Annotated in this window: 19 protein-coding genes; 5 read left to right on the top strand and 14 right to left on the bottom strand. The window is 53.4% G+C overall.

Annotation, left to right across the window (positions count from 1 at the left end; translation table 11 throughout):
* Complete coding sequence (locus tag Q1M54_RS14635; protein WP_300558683.1) at positions 1–1,242, bottom strand: pyridoxal phosphate-dependent aminotransferase; 1,242 nt, start codon at positions 1,240–1,242, stop codon at positions 1–3.
* A 123-nt stretch (positions 1,243–1,365) separates the two neighbouring features.
* Between Q1M54_RS14635 and Q1M54_RS14640 the strand changes: the two genes are divergently transcribed.
* The 3 genes from Q1M54_RS14640 (at position 1,366) to Q1M54_RS14650 (ending at position 4,254) form a co-directional block, all read left to right on the top strand.
* Positions 1,366–1,743: an Mth938-like domain-containing protein gene (locus Q1M54_RS14640; protein ID WP_300558685.1), complete on the top strand. Its 378-nt coding sequence runs from the start codon at positions 1,366–1,368 to the stop codon at positions 1,741–1,743.
* A 159-nt stretch (positions 1,744–1,902) separates the two neighbouring features.
* Positions 1,903–2,388, top strand: coding sequence for a peroxiredoxin (locus Q1M54_RS14645; protein ID WP_019427760.1), 486 nt, complete (start codon positions 1,903–1,905; stop codon positions 2,386–2,388).
* A 153-nt stretch (positions 2,389–2,541) separates the two neighbouring features.
* On the top strand, positions 2,542–4,254 hold the full coding sequence (locus tag Q1M54_RS14650) for a PhoH family protein (RefSeq protein ID WP_300558688.1): 1,713 nt from the start codon (positions 2,542–2,544) through the stop codon (positions 4,252–4,254).
* Between the two features lie 30 nt (positions 4,255–4,284).
* Here Q1M54_RS14650 and dnaB read toward each other — a convergent pair whose 3' ends face one another.
* From dnaB to ppsA, 7 genes are all read right to left on the bottom strand, one after another.
* Complete coding sequence (gene dnaB, locus Q1M54_RS14655; protein ID WP_300558690.1) at positions 4,285–5,703, bottom strand: replicative DNA helicase; 1,419 nt, start codon at positions 5,701–5,703, stop codon at positions 4,285–4,287.
* A 177-nt stretch (positions 5,704–5,880) separates the two neighbouring features.
* Positions 5,881–6,333: a 50S ribosomal protein L9 gene (gene rplI / locus Q1M54_RS14660; RefSeq protein ID WP_300558692.1), complete on the bottom strand. Its 453-nt coding sequence runs from the start codon at positions 6,331–6,333 to the stop codon at positions 5,881–5,883.
* A gap of 11 nt (positions 6,334–6,344) precedes the next feature.
* Positions 6,345–6,626 (bottom strand): 30S ribosomal protein S18, encoded by a 282-nt coding sequence (rpsR, locus tag Q1M54_RS14665; RefSeq protein ID WP_019427495.1) that lies wholly within the window; start codon positions 6,624–6,626, stop codon positions 6,345–6,347.
* Between the two features lie 14 nt (positions 6,627–6,640).
* Positions 6,641–6,928: a primosomal replication protein N gene (gene priB / locus Q1M54_RS14670; RefSeq protein WP_300558693.1), complete on the bottom strand. Its 288-nt coding sequence runs from the start codon at positions 6,926–6,928 to the stop codon at positions 6,641–6,643.
* Positions 6,929–6,945: 17 nt separating this feature from the next.
* Complete coding sequence (gene rpsF, locus Q1M54_RS14675; protein WP_300558695.1) at positions 6,946–7,311, bottom strand: 30S ribosomal protein S6; 366 nt, start codon at positions 7,309–7,311, stop codon at positions 6,946–6,948.
* A gap of 92 nt (positions 7,312–7,403) precedes the next feature.
* On the bottom strand, positions 7,404–9,536 hold the full coding sequence (locus Q1M54_RS14680) for a VC_2705 family sodium/solute symporter (RefSeq protein ID WP_300558697.1): 2,133 nt from the start codon (positions 9,534–9,536) through the stop codon (positions 7,404–7,406).
* A 12-nt stretch (positions 9,537–9,548) separates the two neighbouring features.
* Positions 9,549–11,939, bottom strand: a complete 2,391-nt coding sequence (gene ppsA, locus Q1M54_RS14685) for a phosphoenolpyruvate synthase (protein WP_300558699.1) — start codon at positions 11,937–11,939, stop codon at positions 9,549–9,551.
* Positions 11,940–12,083: 144 nt separating this feature from the next.
* On the opposite strand from ppsA, the gene Q1M54_RS14690 reads away from it, so the two are divergent.
* Positions 12,084–12,905: a pyruvate, water dikinase regulatory protein gene (locus Q1M54_RS14690; protein ID WP_300558701.1), complete on the top strand. Its 822-nt coding sequence runs from the start codon at positions 12,084–12,086 to the stop codon at positions 12,903–12,905.
* Positions 12,906–12,974: 69 nt separating this feature from the next.
* Here the strand turns inward: Q1M54_RS14690 and glmM are convergent, their stop codons facing one another.
* The 4 genes from glmM to Q1M54_RS14710 form a co-directional block, all read right to left on the bottom strand.
* A complete protein-coding gene (glmM, locus tag Q1M54_RS14695) occupies positions 12,975–14,303 on the bottom strand; it encodes a phosphoglucosamine mutase (RefSeq protein ID WP_300558703.1) in 1,329 nt (442 codons plus the stop codon).
* Positions 14,304–14,395: 92 nt separating this feature from the next.
* Positions 14,396–15,241, bottom strand: coding sequence for a dihydropteroate synthase (gene folP / locus Q1M54_RS14700; protein WP_300558717.1), 846 nt, complete (start codon positions 15,239–15,241; stop codon positions 14,396–14,398).
* A 95-nt stretch (positions 15,242–15,336) separates the two neighbouring features.
* On the bottom strand, positions 15,337–17,253 hold the full coding sequence (gene ftsH / locus Q1M54_RS14705; RefSeq protein WP_300558704.1) for an ATP-dependent zinc metalloprotease FtsH: 1,917 nt from the start codon (positions 17,251–17,253) through the stop codon (positions 15,337–15,339).
* Positions 17,254–17,329: 76 nt separating this feature from the next.
* Positions 17,330–18,022 carry an RlmE family RNA methyltransferase gene (locus tag Q1M54_RS14710; protein WP_300558706.1) on the bottom strand — a complete coding sequence of 231 codons (693 nt, stop codon included), beginning with the start codon at positions 18,020–18,022 and terminating at the stop codon, positions 17,330–17,332.
* A gap of 31 nt (positions 18,023–18,053) precedes the next feature.
* Between Q1M54_RS14710 and Q1M54_RS14715 the strand changes: the two genes are divergently transcribed.
* Positions 18,054–18,527: a YhbY family RNA-binding protein gene (locus Q1M54_RS14715; RefSeq protein WP_300558707.1), complete on the top strand. Its 474-nt coding sequence runs from the start codon at positions 18,054–18,056 to the stop codon at positions 18,525–18,527.
* 66 nt (positions 18,528–18,593) lie between these two features.
* Here Q1M54_RS14715 and greA read toward each other — a convergent pair whose 3' ends face one another.
* Both greA and carB read right to left on the bottom strand, forming a co-directional pair.
* Positions 18,594–19,070 (bottom strand): transcription elongation factor GreA, encoded by a 477-nt coding sequence (gene greA, locus Q1M54_RS14720; RefSeq protein WP_300558709.1) that lies wholly within the window; start codon positions 19,068–19,070, stop codon positions 18,594–18,596.
* A gap of 98 nt (positions 19,071–19,168) precedes the next feature.
* Positions 19,169–21,283, bottom strand: a 2,115-nt coding sequence (gene carB, locus Q1M54_RS14725) for a carbamoyl-phosphate synthase large subunit (protein WP_300558711.1), incomplete at its 5' end; no start/stop codon positions are given.

A 21,283-nucleotide genomic window follows, 5' to 3' on the forward strand; every position in this document is an offset into this window, starting at 1 on the left:
TCAAGCCGCCAAGGCTTCAGTGCCAAAACGTTTGCGTGCGCCTTCTAAAAAGCGAGCAACGCGCCCAATGGCTTCGCGCAAATCGTCCTCGTGAGGCAAAAACACAATTCGGAAATGGTCGGCATCGGGCCAGTTGAAGCCCGTACCTTGAACCAACATGACCTTGGTTTCCTCCAGCAGTTGCAAGAAAAAATCTTGGTCGTCTTTTACCGGGTAAATTTTCGAATCGAGTTTGGGGAACATGTACAAAGCCGCACGGGGCTTGACACAGCTGACGCCCGGAATCGCCGTGATCAGTTGGTGCGCCAAATCACGCTGTTTGCGCAACCTTCCACCCTCGCCCACCAACTCGTTGATGCTCTGGTGTCCTCCCAGAGCCGTTTGAATGGCCCACTGGCCAGGCACGTTGGCACACAGGCGCATGTTTGAAAGCATATTCAGGCCTTCAATGTAATCGCGGGCTCTTTTTTTGTCCCCGGAAATCACCATCCAGCCCGCACGGTAGCCACAAGAGCGGTAGCTTTTGGACAAAGAATTGAAGGTCAGCGTCAGCACATCTTGCGACAAACTCCCCAAGGGCGTGTGTTTGACGCCGTCGTACAAGACCTTGTCGTAAACCTCATCGGCAAAAATAACAAGACCATGCTCGCGGGCAATGGTCACGATGCCCAGCAGTAATTCATCCGAGTACAAGGCCCCCGTTGGATTGTTGGGGTTGATGACCACAATCCCTTTGGTGCGCGGTGTCACTTTGGCACGAATGTCGTCTAAATCGGGCATCCAGCCATTGGCCTCGTCGCAGCGGTAATGCACAGGGGTTCCGCCAGACAGGCTCGCAGCGGCAGTCCACAGCGGATAATCGGGGGAAGGTAGAAGCAACTCGTCGCCATTGTCGAGCAAGCCGTTGGTGGCCATGACGATCAACTCGCTGGCCCCGTTGCCCAGGTAAATGTCATCCAGTGTGACGCCCAAAATACCCTGCTTTTGGGTTTCGTGCATCACGGCTTTACGGGCCGCAAAAATGCCTTTGCTGTCTGAATAACCCGCCGAGTTGGGCAAGTTGCGGATCATGTCCTGCTGAATCTCTTCCGGCGCATCAAAACCAAAAACTGCCAAGTTGCCGATGTTCAATTTGATGATCTTGTGTCCATCCTCTTCCATTTGACGCGCCCGGTCCATGATGGGCCCCCGGATGTCGTAACAAACGTTGGCAAGCTTGGCTGATTTTTGAATGGGCTTCAAAGTGCCTCCAGTAGGAGATTTAAGACGGAGAAAACCTATAATTTGACCACAAAACTGTGCGCCTTAATCGCCAAGTCTTTGAGTCAATCCTCTAATTGCCAAACGCCGCGAACAGACCTCTCAATGAAACTTCAACCAGACAAATCAAATGCACCCGTCATCAACGCTTATGACCCTGCATGGATAGAGGTCAACGGCATTCGATATTCGCAATCTCTGTCTGTCAGTAGCCTGCCCGAAATCCAACCCTCTGCTTGGGCAGGCCCTCAATTCGACTCACTGACCCAGAGCGATTTCGCCGCTTGGGCCCATGTAGGGGTTGAACTGATTCTTTTTGGCAGCGGCAAAAAACTGAGGTTTGCAAAACCAAATTGGTTACAAGACCTGATCAGCAGAGGCATCGGGGTAGAAACCATGGACACGGCTGCCGCGTGTCGCACTTACAACATCTTGGCCAGTGAAGGGCGCAAAGTGGCTGCACTTCTTTTGATCGAGTCCTAAAGCATGCATTACAAACAGCCGAACATTGATTGAACGGATGTTGCCTGTCAAAACGCCGTTCAGAGTAAAATAGCAGGTTGCCGAGGTTATTGGCCTCCAGCGGCAATGTCACCAAATGAAGGTGGCATACGCTCAACCAGACTAGCGAGTTAAAGTTCTATGGCGATCGTTCTGAACAAACCCCTTCCCGAATTTGAAGCCAACGCCACCAGCGGATTGAAAGTTTCGAACATTTCTCACGTGGGCCAAACCGTTGTTTTGTTTTTTTACCCGAAAGACAACACGCCAGGTTGCACAACTGAGGCCATGCAGTTCCGCGACAAATACAAAGATTTCGTCAAGGCTGGTGCACTTGTTCTGGGGGTCTCAAGAGACAACATGAAATCTCATGATGATTTCAAAGCGAAACTCGAATTGCCTTTCGAGCTGATTGCTGACACTGAAGAAAAGATGTGTCATATGTTTGGTGTGGTCAAAAACAAAATCATGTACGGAAAAAAAGTCAAGGGTATCGAGCGTAGTACTTTCTTGGTCGGTCCTGATGGCACCCTCAAAAACGAATGGAGAGGCCTAAAAGTCCCAGGTCACGTCGAGGAAGTTCTTCAAGCAGTCAAGGATTTGAAAAAGGCAACGACGTCTGCTTGATACCTGAGTTCGAAGATGTCACTGGGCTAGTGCATAATGAACTCATGCCGCTGAACAAACGTTCCGTAAACTCCCCTCAAAAAAGCCGCCTGGTTCACTAGGCGGCTTTTTTGTTTTTTGCACATCAACTCTTCTCTCAACATATCTTTGCTCATGCCATTGCCCCCAGCACCCACTCAAAGAGCCAGCCGCTTAAACACCAAAGCCCTTGGAGCCCCCCCCGAAGAGCTTGAGTCCCAGGACATGGTTCAAGTAGAAACTAAGCGGTCGATCACAGCCTCGATCAACCCAACAACCGCCATTGAGCCATCCAAATTGTCAATACGACCACGCAAAAAAGAGCAGGAGGGTGATGAAGGACAAACTCAAAGTCGAAACACGCCCCGTCCTGAAAAGAGCAAGTCAGAAGACTCAGACAACCCATTGAACCGCGGGTCTACGCAGCCCGTCAAACCGAGATCAAAACGCCGTGTTGGTCCCAGCAAGTTATTTGTGCTGGATACCAATGTATTGATGCACGATCCGATGAGTTTATTCCGCTTCGAAGAACACGATGTGTTTTTGCCCATGATCGTGCTGGAAGAGCTCGACGGTCACAAAAAAGGCATGACAGAAGTCGCCAGAAACGCTCGACAAGCCAGTCGCTCCCTGGACGCTTTGGCATCCGCACAGGGTGCCGATCTCGGCAAGGGTTCACCCTTGAACACCACAGGCTACACAGATGCACTGGGTCAGTTGTTCTTCCAGACACAAGCATTGGATCTGAGCCTGCCTTTGGCACTGCCGCAAGGCAAGGCAGACAACCAAATTCTTGGCGTGGTCATGGCGCTGGGTGAGCTTCACGCGCCGCGCGATGTGGTTTTGGTTTCAAAAGACATCAACATGCGTGTCAAAGCGCGCGCTTTGGGTCTTCAGGCCGAGGACTACCAAAATGACAAAACCTTGGAAGACGGCGACCTGCTTTATCCAGGATCTTTGGCCTTGCCCGCCGACTTTTGGATCAAGCATGGCAAAACAGTGGAAAGTTGGCAGCAAGGGACCAACACCTTTTATCGCATCACGGGGCCCATTGTGCCCAGCTTGCTGATGAACCAGTTCGTTTACTTCGAGGCGGCCGGTGAGCCCAGTCTGTATGCCAGGGTGACCGAGATTCGGGGAAAAACAGCTGTGCTGCGAACTTTGAGGGACTTTACCCACCAAAAGAATTCAGTCTGGGGTGTCACAACACGCAATCGAGAGCAAAACTTTGCGATGAATTTGCTGACTGACCCTGATGTCGATTTTGTGACCTTGGCGGGCACAGCTGGAAGTGGCAAAACACTTATGGCCTTGGCTGCTGGCCTGACACAAGTGCTGGACGATCGTCGCTACACCGAAATTATCATGACCCGCGCGACGGTGAGTGTGGGCGAAGACATTGGCTTTTTGCCCGGTACCGAAGAAGAAAAAATGGGTCCTTGGATGGGAGCGTTGGACGACAACTTGGAGTTCTTGGCCAAGGGCGATGGTGGCAATTCCGGCGAATGGGGCCGCGCAGCGACCAACGAGTTGATCAAAAGCCGCATCAAGATCAAGAGCATGAATTTCATGCGCGGGCGCACCTTCATGAACAAGTACGTGATCATCGACGAGGCGCAAAATCTGACGCCTAAACAGATGAAAACGCTGATCACACGCGCTGGCCCTGGTACCAAGATCATTTGCATGGGCAACTTGGCACAAATTGACACACCGTATCTGACTGAAGGCTCTTCAGGTCTGACCTACGCCGTGGACAGATTCAAGGGCTGGGCGCATGGTGGGCACATCACCCTCGCGCGTGGTGAGCGGTCACGCTTGGCAGACTTTGCCAGCGAAGCCCTTTGACAATCGTGTGAGCTTTGACGCTTAAGTACCTCAGTAATCGTCGCTGAGGCCTGAGGCCAAGCTCTCGAAACGGGTCAAATTCTTCAAGAAAGTCAGCTTAACGGTCCCCGTGGGGCCGTTTCGTTGTTTGCCAATGATGATTTCCGCCACACCCGGCTCTTTCGAGTCTTTGTTGTAGTAATCATCTCGGTAGATAAACATGATGATGTCAGCATCCTGCTCAATGGCGCCCGACTCCCGCAGGTCGCTCATCATGGGCCGCTTGTCTGTTCTTTGCTCGACACTTCGGTTCAGCTGTGACAAGGCGATCACGGGGCATTGGAGCTCTTTGGCCAGCATTTTCAGGCCCCTGGAAATTTCGCCCAATTCGGTGGCACGGTTGTCCCCTCCCGAGCCGCCGGACCCGCTCATCAGTTGCAAGTAGTCGACCACAATCAAACCCAACTTCCCGCACTGTCGCGCCAATCGACGAGCATTGGCGCGCAATTCCGAGGGCGTCAGTCCGGGCGTTTCGTCAATGTGCAATGACACGGTGCGTAATTTTTCAATCGCTTCGGTCAAGCGTGGCCATTCGTCGTCATTGAGCTTGCCTGTGCGCAAATGGCCCTGATCGATGCGGCCGATTGAACCCACGACGCGCACAGCCAATTGCGAGGCGCCCATTTCCATCGAAAACACGGCAACCGGCAATCCCTCGTTCAAAGCCACATGTTCGGCGATGTTGATGGCAAAAGCTGTTTTACCCATCGAGGGCCTCGCCGCCAACACCACCATATCACCCGGTTGCAAGCCAGAAGTCATGCGGTCCAAGTCATAAAAACCTGTGGGCACACCTGTGATGTCGTTGGGGTTGTCAGCCATCTCCTGCACACGGTCCAGCAACTCAACCACCAGGGTGTCCATCGACTGGAAGCCCTGCTTCATCCGTGAGCCTTCTTCACCGATGTTGAAAATTTTCTGCTCGGCTTCATCCAAGATGCGATCAATCGCTTTGCCTTGTGGGTTGAATGCATTTGTCGCAATCTCGTCACTGGCGGAGACCAACTTACGCAGGATGGAGCGTTCACGCACAATTTCTGCGTAGCGTCGGATATTGCTCGCACTGGGCACATACTGAGCGAGTGAGTTCAGGTAACCCAACCCACCCATTTCATCAGCTTTGCCTTGGTTTTGTAAATACTCGTTGACGGTGATAACGTCAGCTGGCTTGGATACATTGATCAAAGCACCGATTGCCGCATAAATCAGCTTGTGCTCATGTCGATAAAAGTCATTGTCGACGAGCAAATCCCCAACACGATCCCATGCTCCGTTGTCCAACAACAGGCCACCCAAAACGCTCGACTCTGCCTCAATGGAGTGAGGTGGAACACGCAAGTTAGCCACCTGAATGTCAGAAGATCGATCGGATGGGTAAGTGTTCAAAGTTTGGGAGTAAGCAGAGGACATGGGTGAAAAACCAAAACAATCATGTTAGTGGCAAAAACGGCAACGATGCGGGATAAACCTGTGGATAAACTCTGCAATGACGGTGAGTAGGTTTGTAAAACCCCTCAAAAAGGCTCGACCCAAATAAAAAGCCGCCGAAGCGCTAGGCTTGGCGGCTTTTGAAGACCGAAAGAACGATCAGGCAGATTCGCCGTAAACGGATACGGTGACCTCAACCACCACATCGGTGTGAAGAGCAACGGACACTGTCGAATCGCTCACGATCTTGATAGGGCCGTTTGGCATACGAATTTGGGATTTCACCAACTTGTAGGCTTGCTTGTTCAACTCTTCGCAGATGTCATGGTTGGTGACCGAACCAAACAAACGGCCGTCCACGCCCGCTTTTTGCGACAACTTGACCACTGTACCCGACAGCTTTTCGCCTTGGGCTTGTGCCTCGGCCAATTTAGCGGCAGCGGCTCTTTCCAGCTCAAGGCGGCGAGCTTCGAACTCGGCTTTGTTGGCTTCAGTAGCACGCCGTGCGCGGCCTTGTGGAATCAAAAAGTTACGAGCGTAACCATCTTTGACTTTGACGATATCGCCCAGATTACCCAGGTTCACAACCTTTTCGAGCAGGATGATTTGCATGGTTGGACTCCTTAGACTTTGTGCTGGTCGGTGTAGGGCAACATGGCCAAAAAGCGTGCGCGCTTGATGGCGGTGTTGAGCTGGCGCTGGAAGATGGCACGGGTGCCTGTCAAGCGTGCAGGGATGATTTTGCCGTTTTCGGCGATGAAGTCACGCAAGGTGTCAACATCTTTGTAGTCGATTTCTTCGACACCAGTGACTGTGAAGCGGCAAAAGCGCTTGCGCTTGAACAGCAGTGACTGGGTGTTGCGCTTAGGGCGCTTGTCTTTGTTGAATTTTTTAAATGTGGCCATGGGGCCTCCTGAAATTAATCTTGCTGAAACTTTTGAATGTGCAACACGACACTTTTACCTTGTCGAGGGGTGGCCAAAAAGCCTGAGAACGTCCCAACACTGCCAACCGCTTGCTTGACCAGACTTTCGGCCAGTGACCCGATGGCCAAGGCACGAAGCTTTAACTGGACTTTTCGCATATGCCCTGCCTCTTGTACTTCAGAGGCGTGCTCCAGAATCAAATCCAGAGCAGGCAAACCGGCGGGTGTGTATCGCAAAGGTAATTGCTCTGCAATACAGGCTGTCAGTTCGGTTCTGTTCACTCCTCAACAGGTCAGTATCAAGCCGCAAATTCGGCTTGTTGAGACTTACGAGCCTCTTCGCGCTCGACTTGCTTCATCATGGACGAAGGACCTGTATCGGCTTTTTTCTTAAGCACTGTCAGGTGGCGGAGCACAGCGTCGTTGAACTTGAAGGCGTGCTCAAGTTCGGCCATGACTGCTTGGTCGGCTTCAATGTTGACACACAAATAGTGGGCCTTACCCAGTTTGTTGATCTGATAAGCCAGCTGACGGCGACCCCAGTCTTCAACACGGTGAATGCTGCCACCGCCGGCAACAATCATGCCCTTGTAGCGCTCCAGCATGGCTGGAACTTGTTCAGACTGATCGGGATGGATCAGCAAAATGATTTCGTAATGACGCATTAAAACTCCTTGAGGTTAACCCAAATGGTTGGAAAGCCGCCCCCAGCGTCTGTCGGAGTGCGGCAAGGTGAGCCTTAGATTATAGCTCGAACTCAGAGACCAGGAAAGCTTTCGGACGCGGTGCGCTTTGACTCTGGAAGCACGGTGCTTTGACGGATAAAGCGGGCAGGCGTCAACCAAGTTGCCAGCAACATCACAGCAAACCCAACCGGAACTCCAAATACGCCTGCCGACAGGGGCTGAATGCCCCACCAAAGCCCATTAAAAGGGTTCATTTCCCAAAAATGTCTGAATCCAGGTGCATTGATAATCATGTAGTAGAGAGTCACGCCCAATCCCGACAACATGCCCATCACCACGGCTGGCCTGTGTACCCGGGGCCAAAGCATTCCCAGCACCATTCCAGGGAAAAAGGCAGACGCAGCCAAAGAAAAAGAAGCTGAAACGAGCGCCAGAATTTCAGCAGGTTTGAAAGCAGCCACCACAGCCGCCACCATGGCTACAGCCAACAGCGCGAACTTGGACAAAATCACCCTGCCCTCAGATGACTTGGGTCCACTGCCGCCGTTGGGGCGCATATCCCGCACCAAAGCATTGCTGATGGTCAAGAGCAAACCATCGGCCGTCGAAAGCGCTGCAGCCAAACCACCTGCTGCCACCAATCCAGAGACGACAAAAGGCATCCCGCCCAATTCTGGTGTGGCGAGCATGATCATGTCGGCGCCCAATTTGAGCTCACCCAGCTGCAAGATGCCGTCACCGTTGACATCTGAAAAAGACAACAAGTCAGAGTCCAACCTTGACCATTGAGCCATCCAACTGGGCAAGCTGTCAAAACTACTGCCCACCAAATTGTTGAGCACCTCAAATTTAACCAAAACGGCCAAAGCAGGGACACTGAGGTAAATCAACCCAATAAAAAACAGGGACCAAGCCACAGAACTGCGTGTTTCAGCCACACTGGGCAAGGTGTAAAAACGTGTCAGCAAATGAGGCAAACCAGCCGTTCCGACCATAAGACAAAAAATCAACGCCAAAAAGTTGAGCCGGGATTCATTGAAAAGGCGTTCTTGGGCCATACCGGCTTGAGGGTCTCCAGTGAAAGACTGTGTATGCGCTGGCATGCCCCCCAGTGGGCGTGAACGTTCCAAGTTTTCAAGCTTGGCACGGGTCCACTCATCTCTGGCCTTTGCAGGATCTTGCGGCACAGCCAACAGTTCTCTGCGGACTTGGGCAATGGTTGCGAAATCGGCCCCTTGGGCTTTGAGCGATTGAATCTTGCCTTCCAGTTCTTGCTGCAATTCAACGATGGCGGCATCCACATCCTGCAAGCGTAAGGCGTAAATTTTGGCGCGTTGCGCGTATTCACGCCGAACCTCCAACTCGGCAGGGTCATCCATTAATCGTTTTTCAATCGCCGCAATGGCAGACAGTTGGTTGCCATAAACCAAAGGCGCGACAGGATTGCCCAATTGCTTGTAAGCCAACCAAGACACGGGGATCATGAACGCCAGTAAAAGCATGATGTATTGAGCGACTTGTGTCCAGGTGATGGCGCGCATGCCACCCAAAAAAGAGCACAACAAAACTCCGCCTAAACCCAGCAAAATGCCGATTTCAAATTGCACACCCGTGAGACGAGAAGCAATCAGACCAATGCCGTATATTTGTGCCACGATGTAGGTGAAGGAGCACAAAACAGAGGCCAAAGCAGCGATGACACGAGGCCAACGACCACCATAGCGCTGGTCAAAGTAGTCGGGCAATGTGTAAAGACGCATGGCACGCAATTGGGGTGCGATCAGTAAGGCAACCAGACAAAAACCGCCTGTCCAACCAATCACATAAGCCAGCCCTCCGGGTTGGTTGCCACTGCCCGAATAACCTTGCAGGTAAAGCGCGCCAGCCAAACTGATGAAAGAGGCTGCACTCATCCAATCCGCCGCTGTCGCCATGCCGTTGTACATGGCAGGAATTCGTCGTCCCGCTACGTAATATTCGTCTTCGTTTGTTGTCCTGCCAGCGATGCCGATCAGGGCATAAATCATCACGGTACTGAACAAAAAAATAGGGCCAATCAGGTTTTTTGACAAACCTGCACTTTCAGCCCATGCCATGGCGCCAATCAGACTCAGCAAAAAAAAGACGTAAATCAGAACATTTCGGTGAAGCCGCCATCGGTAAGAGGCGGACATGGCGATTTCTTGGGGGCTGAGCATCGCCATGGCGTTGATGCCTTAACGGCCCAAGTTGGTCCAAGTCTCAATGACGGTGTCCGGGTTCAGCGAGATGGAGCTGATGCCTTGATCCATCAACCAATGCGCAAAGTCAGGATGGTCAGAAGGACCTTGGCCACAAATACCCACATACTTGCCCTGCGCCAAACAAGCCTGGATGGCTTGTGAGATCAAAGCGGTCACAGCTGGGTCGCGCTCGTCAAAATCAGCAGCCAGCAACTCTAGGCCCGAGTCACGGTCCAGTCCCAAAGTGAGTTGGGTCAAGTCATTCGAGCCAATCGAGAAACCGTCGAAAAACGCCAGAAAACGATCGGCCAAAATAGCGTTGCTGGGCACTTCACACATCATGATAAGTTGGAGGTTGTCCTCTCCGCGGCGCAGACCCTGACTTGCCAGCAACTGGGTGACCTTTTCGGCTTGGCCCAAGGTGCGGACAAAGGGCACCATGATTTGCACATTGGTCAGGCCCATCTCGCCACGCACACGTTTGAGGGCTTCACACTCCATGGCAAAGGCTTCGCCAAAGTCTGCGCTGATGTAACGCGCAGCACCCCTGAAACCGAGCATCGGATTTTCTTCTTCGGGTTCATAGCGACGGCCGCCAATGAGTTTGCGGTATTCGTTGCTCTTGAAATCGGACAAGCGCACGATGACAGGCTTGGGCCAGAAAGCGGCAGCGATGCTGGCCACACCTTCCGCGACCTTATCGACGTAAAAAGCACGGGGAGAAGCGTGACCACGGGCCACCGATTCCACGGCTTTTTTCAGGTCCGCGTCGATGGCGGGGTAATCCAAGATGGCCTTGGGGTGAACGCCAATGTTGTTGTTGATGATGAACTCCAGACGGGCCAGTCCCACGCCGGCATTGGGCAGCTGGGCAAAGTCAAAAGCCAGTTGGGGGTTGCCCACGTTCATCATGATCTTGGTTTTTATCTCAGGCAACACACCACGCTGTATCTCGCTGACTTCGGTCTCCAGCAAACCGTCGTAAATATGACCGGTATCGCCCTCGGCGCAGCTGACGGTGACCAAACTGCCTTCCATCAATTGCTCGGTGGCATTGCCGCAACCCACAACAGCCGGAATACCCAGCTCGCGGGCAATGATGGCCGCATGACAAGTGCGACCGCCGCGGTTGGTCACAATGGCACTGGCGCGCTTCATCACCGGCTCCCAGTTCGGGTCGGTCATGTCGGTCACCAGCACATCGCCTGGCTGAACTTGGTCCATCTCGCTGATGTGGTGAACCAAGCGCACAGGGCCCGTGCCGATTTTTTGGCCAATTGCCCTGCCCTCAGCCAAGATCGTGCTTTTTCCTTTGAGTTTGTAGCGCAACTCTGGTGTGCCCTTGGCCTGACTTTTAACGGTCTCGGGGCGTGCTTGCAATATGTAAAGCAATCCGTCAGTGCCGTCTTTGCCCCATTCAATATCCATTGGGCGGCCGTAATGCTGCTCGATCACCACCGCATACCGTGCCAATTGCTCAACCTCGGCGTCTGTGAGGCTGTATCGGTTGCGTAACTCAGTGGGTACATCGCTGATTTTGACCAGCTTTCCCGATGCTGCTTTTTCTTCGGGGGTAGCGAACACCATCTCAATGAGCTTGGAGCCCAAGTTGCGGCGTATCACGCAGCGCTTGCCGGCGGCCAGCATGGGCTTGTGCACATAAAACTCATCGGGATTCACCGCACCCTGCACCACCGTCTCGCCCAAACCATAGCTGGAGGTGATGAACACCACGTCTTCAAAACCCGACTCGGTGTCGATGGTGAACATGACACCCGCTGCACCCAAATCGGAACGCACCATGCGCTGCACGCCAGCAGATAAGGCGACATCGGCGTGAGCGAAACCCTTATGCACCCGGTAACTGATGGCGCGATCGTTGTACAAGGAGGCAAACACCTCTTTCATCTTGTGCAGCACATCCTGGATACCGACCACGTTCAAGAATGTTTCTTGTTGGCCCGCAAACGAAGCATCTGGCAAGTCTTCGGCTGTGGCTGAAGATCGCACTGCAAACGAGGCTTCAGGATTGCCACCCTGAAGACGAATAAATTCTTCACGAATAGCTTGCTCCAAATCCTCTGGAAATGGCTGAGCCTCAACCATGGCCCTAATTTCAGCACCCGCAGCAGCCAAGGCGCGAACGTCCTCGGTGTCCAAATCATCCAGTCGCGCGTTGATGCGTTCGGTCAGACCGCCAAACGCCAAAAATTGGCGAAAAGCGTGGGCGGTGGTGGCGAAGCCCGTGGGTACACGCACGCCAGAAGGCAATTGTGAAATCATCTCCCCCAAGCTGGCATTTTTGCCGCCAACCAACTCAACATCGGTCATGCGCAGCAACTCAAAGGGAACGACCAAGGCGGTCTCGCTGAAAAGATCAGACATGCAAAGCTCCAAAGTTAAAACCGGGCTCCATAACGCAGGTCGAGGACATGTTGTTCTTTTGATAGAACCCCGAGCGGTCGGCTGTGGATAATTGACTGATTTTAGGGGTCATGGTGGCCCCTGCTATAGAAATTAATTGCAAGCATGCCAAAACGCACTGTATTTTTCATCTCTGACGGCACCGGCATCACAGCCGAAACTTTTGGCAATGCCATCCTGGCCCAATTCGACATGAAGTCACGGCATGTACGCCTGCCATTCACCGACACCATCGACAAAGCGCATCAAGCAGTACGCCAGATCAATCACACTGCTGAAATCGAAGGGACCAAACCGATTGTGTTCACCACTCTGGTGAACATGGATGTGCTCAAGGTTTTGCAAGAGTACTGCCAAGGCATGTTGCTCGACATGTTTGGCACTTTCGTCAACCCGTTGGAAGCTGAACTTGGCATCAAATCTCACCACCGGGTGGGACGCTTTTCTGATGTGAGTAAAAGCAAGGAATACCACGATCGGATCGAGGCCATCAATTTTTCTCTGGCGCACGACGATGGGCAATCCAATAAAGATCTTGAATCGGCTGATGTCATTTTGGTGGGCGTCAGCCGCAGCGGCAAAACACCCACAAGCCTTTACTTGGCCATGCAGCACGGACTCAAAGCGGCCAACTACCCCTTGATCCCCGAGGACTTTGAACGACGCCAACTCCCACCGGCCTTGATGCCACACCGCCCAAAAATATTTGGCCTGAGCATCCATCCCGAGCGCTTGGCCGAAATTCGCGCCGAACGCAGACCCAATTCGCGTTACGCCAGCATAGAAAATTGCCGTATGGAGGTCTCAGAAGCCGAAGCCATGATGCGCCGCTCAAGCATCCGATGGTTGTCTACCACCACCAAGTCGATTGAAGAAATCGCCACCACCATCTTGCAAGAGATCAAGCCCGATCGGCTCATTTATTAAGTCAAGCTAAGGCCTTGGGCAGACCTCTGGCCTTCAACAAACAAGAAACTTATCTCAACACAAGAGATATCAACCCAATGTGGCCGCAATGCGCTCGGCACATTCTCTGGCTTGAACCGCATCGCGCGCCTCGACCATCACTCGCACCAAAGGTTCGGTCCCACTGGCGCGGATCAAAACACGGCCCGATTCGCCCAGTTCAGCTTCAGCTGTGCTCTTTGCGTCCCACAGGGCTTGGTGGCCCTGCCAATCAAAGCCTGGCGTCAACCGCACATTGATCAAGACTTGAGGAAACAGCGTGATGCCCTCCAACAATTGCGCCATGGTTTTGCCGCTGCCCACGCAAGCCTGCAGCACCTGCAATGCGCTGATCAGTCCGTCGCCCGTGGTGTGCTTGTCCAGCGCCAACAAATGACCAGATCCTTCGCCACCCAACAACCAAGCTTTCTCCTCCAAGACCTCCAGCACATAGCGGTCTCCTACTTTTGCTCTGACAAACTGCACACCTCGCTCTTTGAGAGCGACTTCAACCGCTAAATTGGTCATCAACGTGCCCACTGCGCCCGGCACAGCTTCGTCGCGGGCCAAGCGATCGGCAACCATCAGATACAAGAGCTCATCCCCATTGAACAAGCGACCCGCTGCATCGACAAACTGCAAGCGGTCGGCATCGCCATCCAAAGCGATACCGTAGTCGGCGCGATGGTCTTTGACCGCCTGAACCAAGGCGGCGGGGTGCGTTGCACCCACATCCTTGTTGATGTTCAGGCCATTGGGTGAACACCCTATGGCGATCACCTCGGCACCCAGTTCATGGAAAACTTTGGGGGCAATTTGGTAAGCCGCACCGTTTGCAGCATCCACCACGATTTTCAAACCCTTGAGCGTCAGGTCATTCGAAAAGGTACTTTTACAAAACTCGATGTAACGGCCTGCCGCATCGTCCAAACGTCGAGTTTTGCCTAATGCAGCAGAATCAACCCAAACGGGGTCTTCAAACAAGATGGCTTCAACAGCCTCTTCCCAAGCATCTGTCAGCTTTTTGCCCTGCGCACTGAAAAACTTGATGCCGTTATCGGCAAACGGGTTATGACTGGCACTGATGACAACGCCCAATGAAGCGCGCTGGGCGCGTGTCAGATAGGCCACAGCAGGCGTGGGCACTGGCCCCAACAGCACCACATCAACACCCGCAGAGTTGAAGCCCGACTCCAAAGCACTTTCAAGCATGTAACCTGAAATGCGTGTGTCCTTGCCAATCAATACAGTAGGGTGTGCCTCTTGAGCCTTCAACACACGACCCACAGCATGGGCTAAGCGCAAGATGAAATCAGGTGTGATCGGGCTTTGACCCACCGTGCCGCGAATACCATCCGTGCCGAAATATTGACGTGCCATGTGAGCGGTCCAGATTATTGTTGTAAGAATGAATTTTAGCCGTTCAAGCCATGGTTAAAGCGGTCATTTTCTGGCCAAGGCCTGATCCTCATCTAGACGTGCTGCTGAGCAATTGACCATATTTTGAGTGCGTCAACAGTGTCCTTGACGTCATGCACGCGAACCACTGAAGCCCCTCTCTCTACCGCCATCAATGCGGCGGCCACGCTGGCCGACTGCCTCTGCAAGGGCTCAGGCACTTGTCCGTCTTGAGCGATTGCGGCACCCAATGCAGATTTTCGAGACCAACCAGCCATCAGCGGTATGTTTAAACGCAGTAAATCTTCTTGCCTCGCCAACAGTTGAAAGTTTTGCGCCACGGTTTTTCCGAAACCAATGCCAGGATCCAAGACAAGCCTAGAGACAGCCACACCGGCATCCAACATAGCGATCACTCGGCCGCGCAAAAAACGCTCTACTTCAGACAACACATCCCCCGCCATGGGCTGGGTTTGCATGCTTTGTGGATCACGGTGCATGTGCATCAAACAGATGCCGCACTGTGGATGAGCAGCCACAACTTGTTGCGCACCTGGCTTGCGCAGGGCCCAAATGTCATTGACGATGTCAACACCCCAGTCCAAGCTGGCTTGCATCACCTCAGGTTTGTAAGTGTCGACAGAAATTGGCACATTCCAACGGACAGCTTCACGCAGCAAAGGTTCAAGCCTTACCAACTCTTGGGCCAGTGACACTGGCTCGGCGCCGGGTCGGGTCGACTCAGCGCCAAAGTCCAAAATATCGGCCCCCTCGCTCAGCAGTCGTTCGGCATGACGTAAAGCTTGTGATGTGTCAGCGTACAAACCGCCATCAGAGAAAGAGTCTGACGTGGCGTTAACAATCCCCATGACCAAAGGCTTGGACAAGTCCAAATCAAACCGTGAAGTTTGCCAATGCATGGCCAAAGGCTTTGAGGTCGGAATGAACGGCATCAGAGTTTTCCCATGAAAAACGGGGCCAAAGGCCCCGTTCTTTTTGCACCCAACTGAATAGATCAGGCCACTGTGGTGGCTGGTTCAGGTTGAACGACTGGGGAGCCACCACCGCTGTTGCCACCCGAGGGAGGTGTGCGAGGTGTCCAATCCTTCGGAGGCATTGGATCGCGGCCAGCCATGATGTCCGCAATTTGATCCTTGTCAATGGTCTCCCATTCGAGCAACGCTTTGGCCATGCCATGCATCTGAGCACTGTGCTCTTCAATCAAGCGACGGGCCAAGGTGTACTGCTCATCGATGATGCGGCGCACTTCCATGTCCACCTTTTGCATGGTGGACTCGCTCATATTGGTGGTTTTGGTCACCGAACGGCCCAAGAAGACCTCGCCTTCGTTTTCGGCATACACCATTGGGCCTAAGGCATCGGTCATGCCGTAACGCATGACCATGTCACGGGCAATCGATGTCGCACGCTCAAAGTCGTTGCTCGCACCGGTGGTCATCTGGTTCATGAACACCTCTTCGGCAATTCGGCCACCAAACAGCATGCTGATTTGGTTCAGCATGTACTCTTTGTCGTAGCTGTACCGATCCTTCTCTGGCAAACTCATGGTGACGCCCAATGCGCGGCCACGTGGAATGATGGTGACTTTGTGCACCGGGTCACACTTAGGCAACAGATTGCCGATCAAGGCATGACCTGCTTCGTGATAGGCCGTGTTGCGACGCTCTTCCTCAGGCATGACCATGCTCTTGCGCTCTGGGCCCATCAAGATCTTGTCTTTTGCCTTTTCAAAATCAACCATCTCAACCACGCGGGCATTTCGACGCGCCGCCATCAAAGCCGCTTCATTGCACAAGTTGGCCAAATCGGCACCACTCATACCTGGCGTACCGCGGGCGATCACTGCTGCGTTCACGTCTTGGCCAATTGGCACTTTGCGCATGTGCACATTCAAGATTTGCTCACGGCCTCGGATGTCGGGCAGTGTCACATAGACTTGACGGTCAAAACGGCCAGGGCGAAGCAAAGCGGCGTCCAAAATGTCAGGCCTGTTGGTCGCTGCCACCACGATCACGCCCAAATTGGTCTCAAAACCGTCCATTTCAACCAACATCTGGTTGAGGGTCTGCTCGCGCTCATCGTTACCACCGCCTAAGCCGGCACCACGCTGGCGACCGACTGCATCGATTTCGTCAATGAAAATAATGCAAGGGGCATTTTTCTTGGCGTTCTCAAACATATCGCGAACACGGGAAGCACCCACGCCCACAAACATCTCCACGAAATCAGAACCCGAGATGCTGAAAAAAGGAACCTTGGCTTCACCAGCAATGCCTTTGGCAAGCAAAGTTTTTCCGGTTCCAGGAGGGCCCACCAACAACAAACCGCGAGGAATACGCCCCCCCAGTTTTTGGAAACGTTGTGGGTCTTTCAAGAAGTCAACCACTTCTTTGACCTCTTCTTTGGCCTCGTCACAGCCCGCAACATCAGCAAAGGTGGTGTTGTTGTTGTTCTCGTCCATCATGCGTGCTTTGGACTTGCCAAAACTAAACGCCCCGCCTTTGCCGCCACCCTGCATCTGTCGCATGAAATAAACCCACACGCCAATCAGAAGCAACATAGGGCCCCAGCTGACCAACAAGGTCATGAGCAAAGAGCCTTCTTCACGTGGTTTCACGTCGAACTTGACACCGCTGCTGATCAAATCACCCACCAAACCACGGTCCAAGTAGGTGGCGGTCGTTTTGATGCGGCGCTCATCCAAAGTGATGGCGATGATTTCAGTGCCACCAGGACTCTCAGAAATCGTGGCGCTCTTGATGCGGTTACTGCGAACCTCTTCCAGGAAATCAGAATAGCCAATGGCATTCGCGCTGGCGACACCACGGTTATCAAATTGCTTGAACAAGGTGAACAGCACCATGGCAATCACCATCCAGACGGCAATTTTAGAAAACCAAGGGTTATTCAAGAGAGGCTCCAATCGAAAAAATAAACTTTTACCATTTTAGGCCTGTGGCAAGCACACACAAACGAAATTTGTTGTTTTAGCCCTCATGAATGGAGGATTTAAGGTCTTCATTGCCATGAATCAAGCCTATACCCACCAAAAAGGTCTCGGAGGACTTGTCTCTGGAAGCTTTCGGTTTGATCGGTTTGACCACCTTGAAGGTCTCTTTGAACATCTTCACAATTTGGCTGTAGCCGCTACCATGGAACACCTTGACCACCAACGCACCTTGTGGTTTCAAGTGGTTTTGGGAAAACTCGACCGCCAGCTCGATCAAATGTTGGATACGGGCCGCATCGGAGGATTCAATGCCTGAAAGGTTGGGGGCCATGTCTGACACCACCACATCGGCCTGTCGCCCTTGCAAAGCAGACTCCAACAAAGTAGCCACTTCGTTTTCGCGGAAATCACCCTGAATGAATTGAACGCCCTCGACCGATGCCATAGGCAAGAGATCCAAGGCGATGATGCTACCGTTCAGCGCCCCCACAGCGGCCCCATCCGGCGAAAGCCGGCGGCGCAGGTACTGACTCCAAGCTCCAGGAGCGGACCCCAGATCCACCACCAAATCCCCAGGTCGAATCAAGCCCAATGACTCGTCAATTTCTTTCAACTTGTAAGCGGCCCGAGCGCGGTAGCCCTCTTTGAGTGCCAGTTTCACATAAGTGTCATTGACATGGTCGTTCAACCACGCCTTATTGACTTTTTTACTTTTCGTTTTGACTTTCATTCTTCTGCGTCCTTGCGGGGATAATACGGGTATGCCCCAAATACAACTCACACCTGCCGAGCGCAAAGTTTTTCGCGCCGATGCCCACCACCTTGATCCAGTCGTCATGATAGGAGGCGACGGTTTGACCCCGGCCGTTGTCAAGGAAACCGAAGCCGCCCTGAATGCCCATGGCCTGATCAAAATCCGAGTGCTTGGCGATGACCGCTCGGCACGCGAAGCCATGTTCGCCCAACTCGCGGAACAACTCAACGCAGCGCCCATTCAACACATTGGCAAACTTTTGATTCTCTGGCGTCCCCAGCCCGAGAAAATCAAAGAGATTGATGAAGACCGCAAAGCCGGTCCCCGTGACTTCAAAATCTTAAAATACAGCACGCGTGGTGGCCAGCGCCCTGAAGTCAAGACCGTTCGAGTCCTTGGCAATCAACGTCTGGCTGCAGGGGGCCAAATCAAACGGGCCAAGCCCAAACAAAAATCTGTCAAAAAAGGTCGTCACGACTGATTTTTTGAGGAACCCAAGTTAGGTTGATTGATCCAGAAAGGCCGCTCTAAAACGGCCTCTTGTGTCTTAAACGTAAGACACTCCCACGATTTCATAGCGGCGTACACCACCTGGGGCCTGCACTTCTGCCACATCGCCCTCTTCCTTGCCAATCAATGCACGGGCAATCGGGCTGCTGATATTGATCAAACCCAACTTCAAATCGGCTTCATCCTCGCCCACGATTTGGTAGGTCACCGCTTCGCCTGAGCTCTCGTCCTCAAGTTCAACAGTTGTTCCAAAAACCACTCGGCCACCCGCATCAACAGATGCGGGGTCGATGATCTGCGCAGCTGACAACTTGCCTTCAATTTCTTGAATGCGGCCTTCCACGAAGCCTTGGCGGTCTTTTGCAGCGTCATATTCGGCATTCTCACTCAAGTCACCTTGAGCGCGAGCCTCTGCAATGGCTTGAATGACGGCGGGTCGATCGACAGTTTTCAGTCGGTGAAGCTCATCCTTGAGTTTTTCAGCGCCACGTTGGGTGATCGGGATTGTGGACATGCGGGGTTCTCCAAAAACAAACCGCCGAGTGATGAAACTCGGCGGTAATTTGTGCATTATGCCCTGCCCAAAAAACAGGGTCCAGGGCAAGGCGAAACTCAGGTCGCCAACTGCGCGTGCATTTCCTGTACGGAAATCACATCCAGTTGGTCCATGTATTTCATACCTTCCACAGCTGCTTCTGCGCCTGCGATTGTCGTGAAGGTCGTGACACGGTTGAGCAAGGCCGACGTGCGGATGTGGCGCGAGTCAGCGATCGCATTGCGGCGCTCTTCCACGGTGTTGATCACCAGCACAATCTCGTTGTTCTTGATCATGTCCACAATGTGCGGACGACCTTCGGTCACTTTGTTCACCGTGGCACAGGCCACGCCTGCGGCCTGAATGGCTAAAGCTGTCCCCTTGGTGGCCACCAGCTCAAAGCCTTGCCCCACCAGTTGACGCGCCACCTCAATGGCACGCAATTTGTCGTTGTTCTTGACCGAGATAAACACCTTGCCCGAAGGCGTGCCGTCGGCCTTGGTCGGACGTGGCAGTTTGGTGCCAGCCCCCAACTGACTCTTCACAAAGGCTTCGCCAAAGGTCTTGCCCACGCCCATGACCTCACCCGTGGACTTCATCTCTGGGCCCAGAATCGTATCGACGCCGGGGAACTTCACGAACGGGAAGACGGCTTCTTTCACGCTGAAATAAGGCGGCGTGACTTCTTTCGTAATGCCCTGCGAAGCCAATGTTTGACCTGCCATGCAACGCGCGGCCACCTTGGCCAACTGAATGCCTGTGGCTTTAGAAACATAAGGCACAGTTCTTGAGGCTCTTGGGTTGACTTCGAGCACGAAGATCACGTCTTTACCGTCCACATGCTGGATGGCAAATTGCACGTTCATCAAACCCACCACGTTCAAGGCACCAGCCATGGCGGCCGATTGGCGCTTGAGCTCGTCCACAGTGGCAGCCGACAGCGAGTAAGGCGGTAGCGAGCAAGCCGAGTCACCGCTGTGCACACCGGCTTGTTCGATGTGCTCCATCACGCCACCAATGAAGGTCTTGCCTTCGGGGTCACGCAGGCAATCCACATCGCACTCGATGGCGTCGTTCAGGAAACGGTCCAGCAGCACGGGTGAGTCGTGAGACACCTTGACCGCTTCGCGCATGTAGCGCTCCAGGTCGCGTTGCTCGTGCACGATTTCCATGGCGCGACCGCCGAGTACATAGCTGGGTCGCACCACCAAGGGGTAACCCAAGGCTGCAGCTTTCTCCAATGCCTCTGGCTCGGTGCGGGCCGTGGCATTAGGGGGTTGACGCAGACCAAGTTCTTGCAACAATTTCTGAAAGCGCTCACGGTCCTCGGCCGCGTCGATCATGTCGGGGCTGGTGCCGATGATGGGCACGCCCGCAGCTTCCAAGTCGAGCGCCAATTTCAAAGGCGTCTGGCCGCCGTATTGCACGATGACGCCTGTTGGCTTTTCCTTGTCCACAATTTCGAGCACGTCTTCCAAAGTGACGGGTTCAAAGTACAAACGGTCCGAGGTGTCGTAGTCGGTCGACACGGTCTCGGGGGTGCAGTTGACCATGATGGTTTCGTAACCATCTTCGCGCATGGCCAAGGCGGCGTGAACGCAGCAGTAGTCAAATTCAATGCCTTGGCCAATGCGGTTCGGACCGCCACCCAAGACCATGATCTTCTTGTTGTTGGTGGGCTCGGCCTCGCACTCGCCGTCTCCGTTGCCTTCATAGCACGAGTACATGTAGGCGGTATCGGTGGAGAACTCGGCAGCGCAGGTGTCCACGCGTTTATAGACAGGGCGAATGTTCAGGGCGTGACGGCGAGCACGCACCACGTGCTCGGTGGTCTTGAGCAACTTGGCCAAGCGGCGATCCGAAAAGCCTTTCTTCTTGAGCGCACGCAATTCATCGGCCGTGACGGCTTCAAGCGTCGTGGTTTCAAGCTCCAACTCGATCTTGACGATTTCTTCGATCTGCACGAGGAACCAAGGGTCGATCTTGGTCAAGGCAAACACCTCGTCCACACTCAGGCCCATGGCAAACGCATCGCCCACGTACCAGATGCGCTCGGGACCGGGCTCGCCAAGTTCTTTCTCGAGCACTTCGCGGTCTTGGGTTTTTTCGTTCATGCCGTCCACGCCCACTTCCAGACCGCGCAGGGCTTTCTGGAAGGACTCTTGGAAGGTGCGGCCCATGGCCATGACTTC

The sequence above is a fragment of the Limnohabitans sp. Rim8 genome (genome assembly GCF_943326455.1).
Taxonomy (GTDB): domain Bacteria; phylum Pseudomonadota; class Gammaproteobacteria; order Burkholderiales; family Burkholderiaceae_C; genus Limnohabitans_A.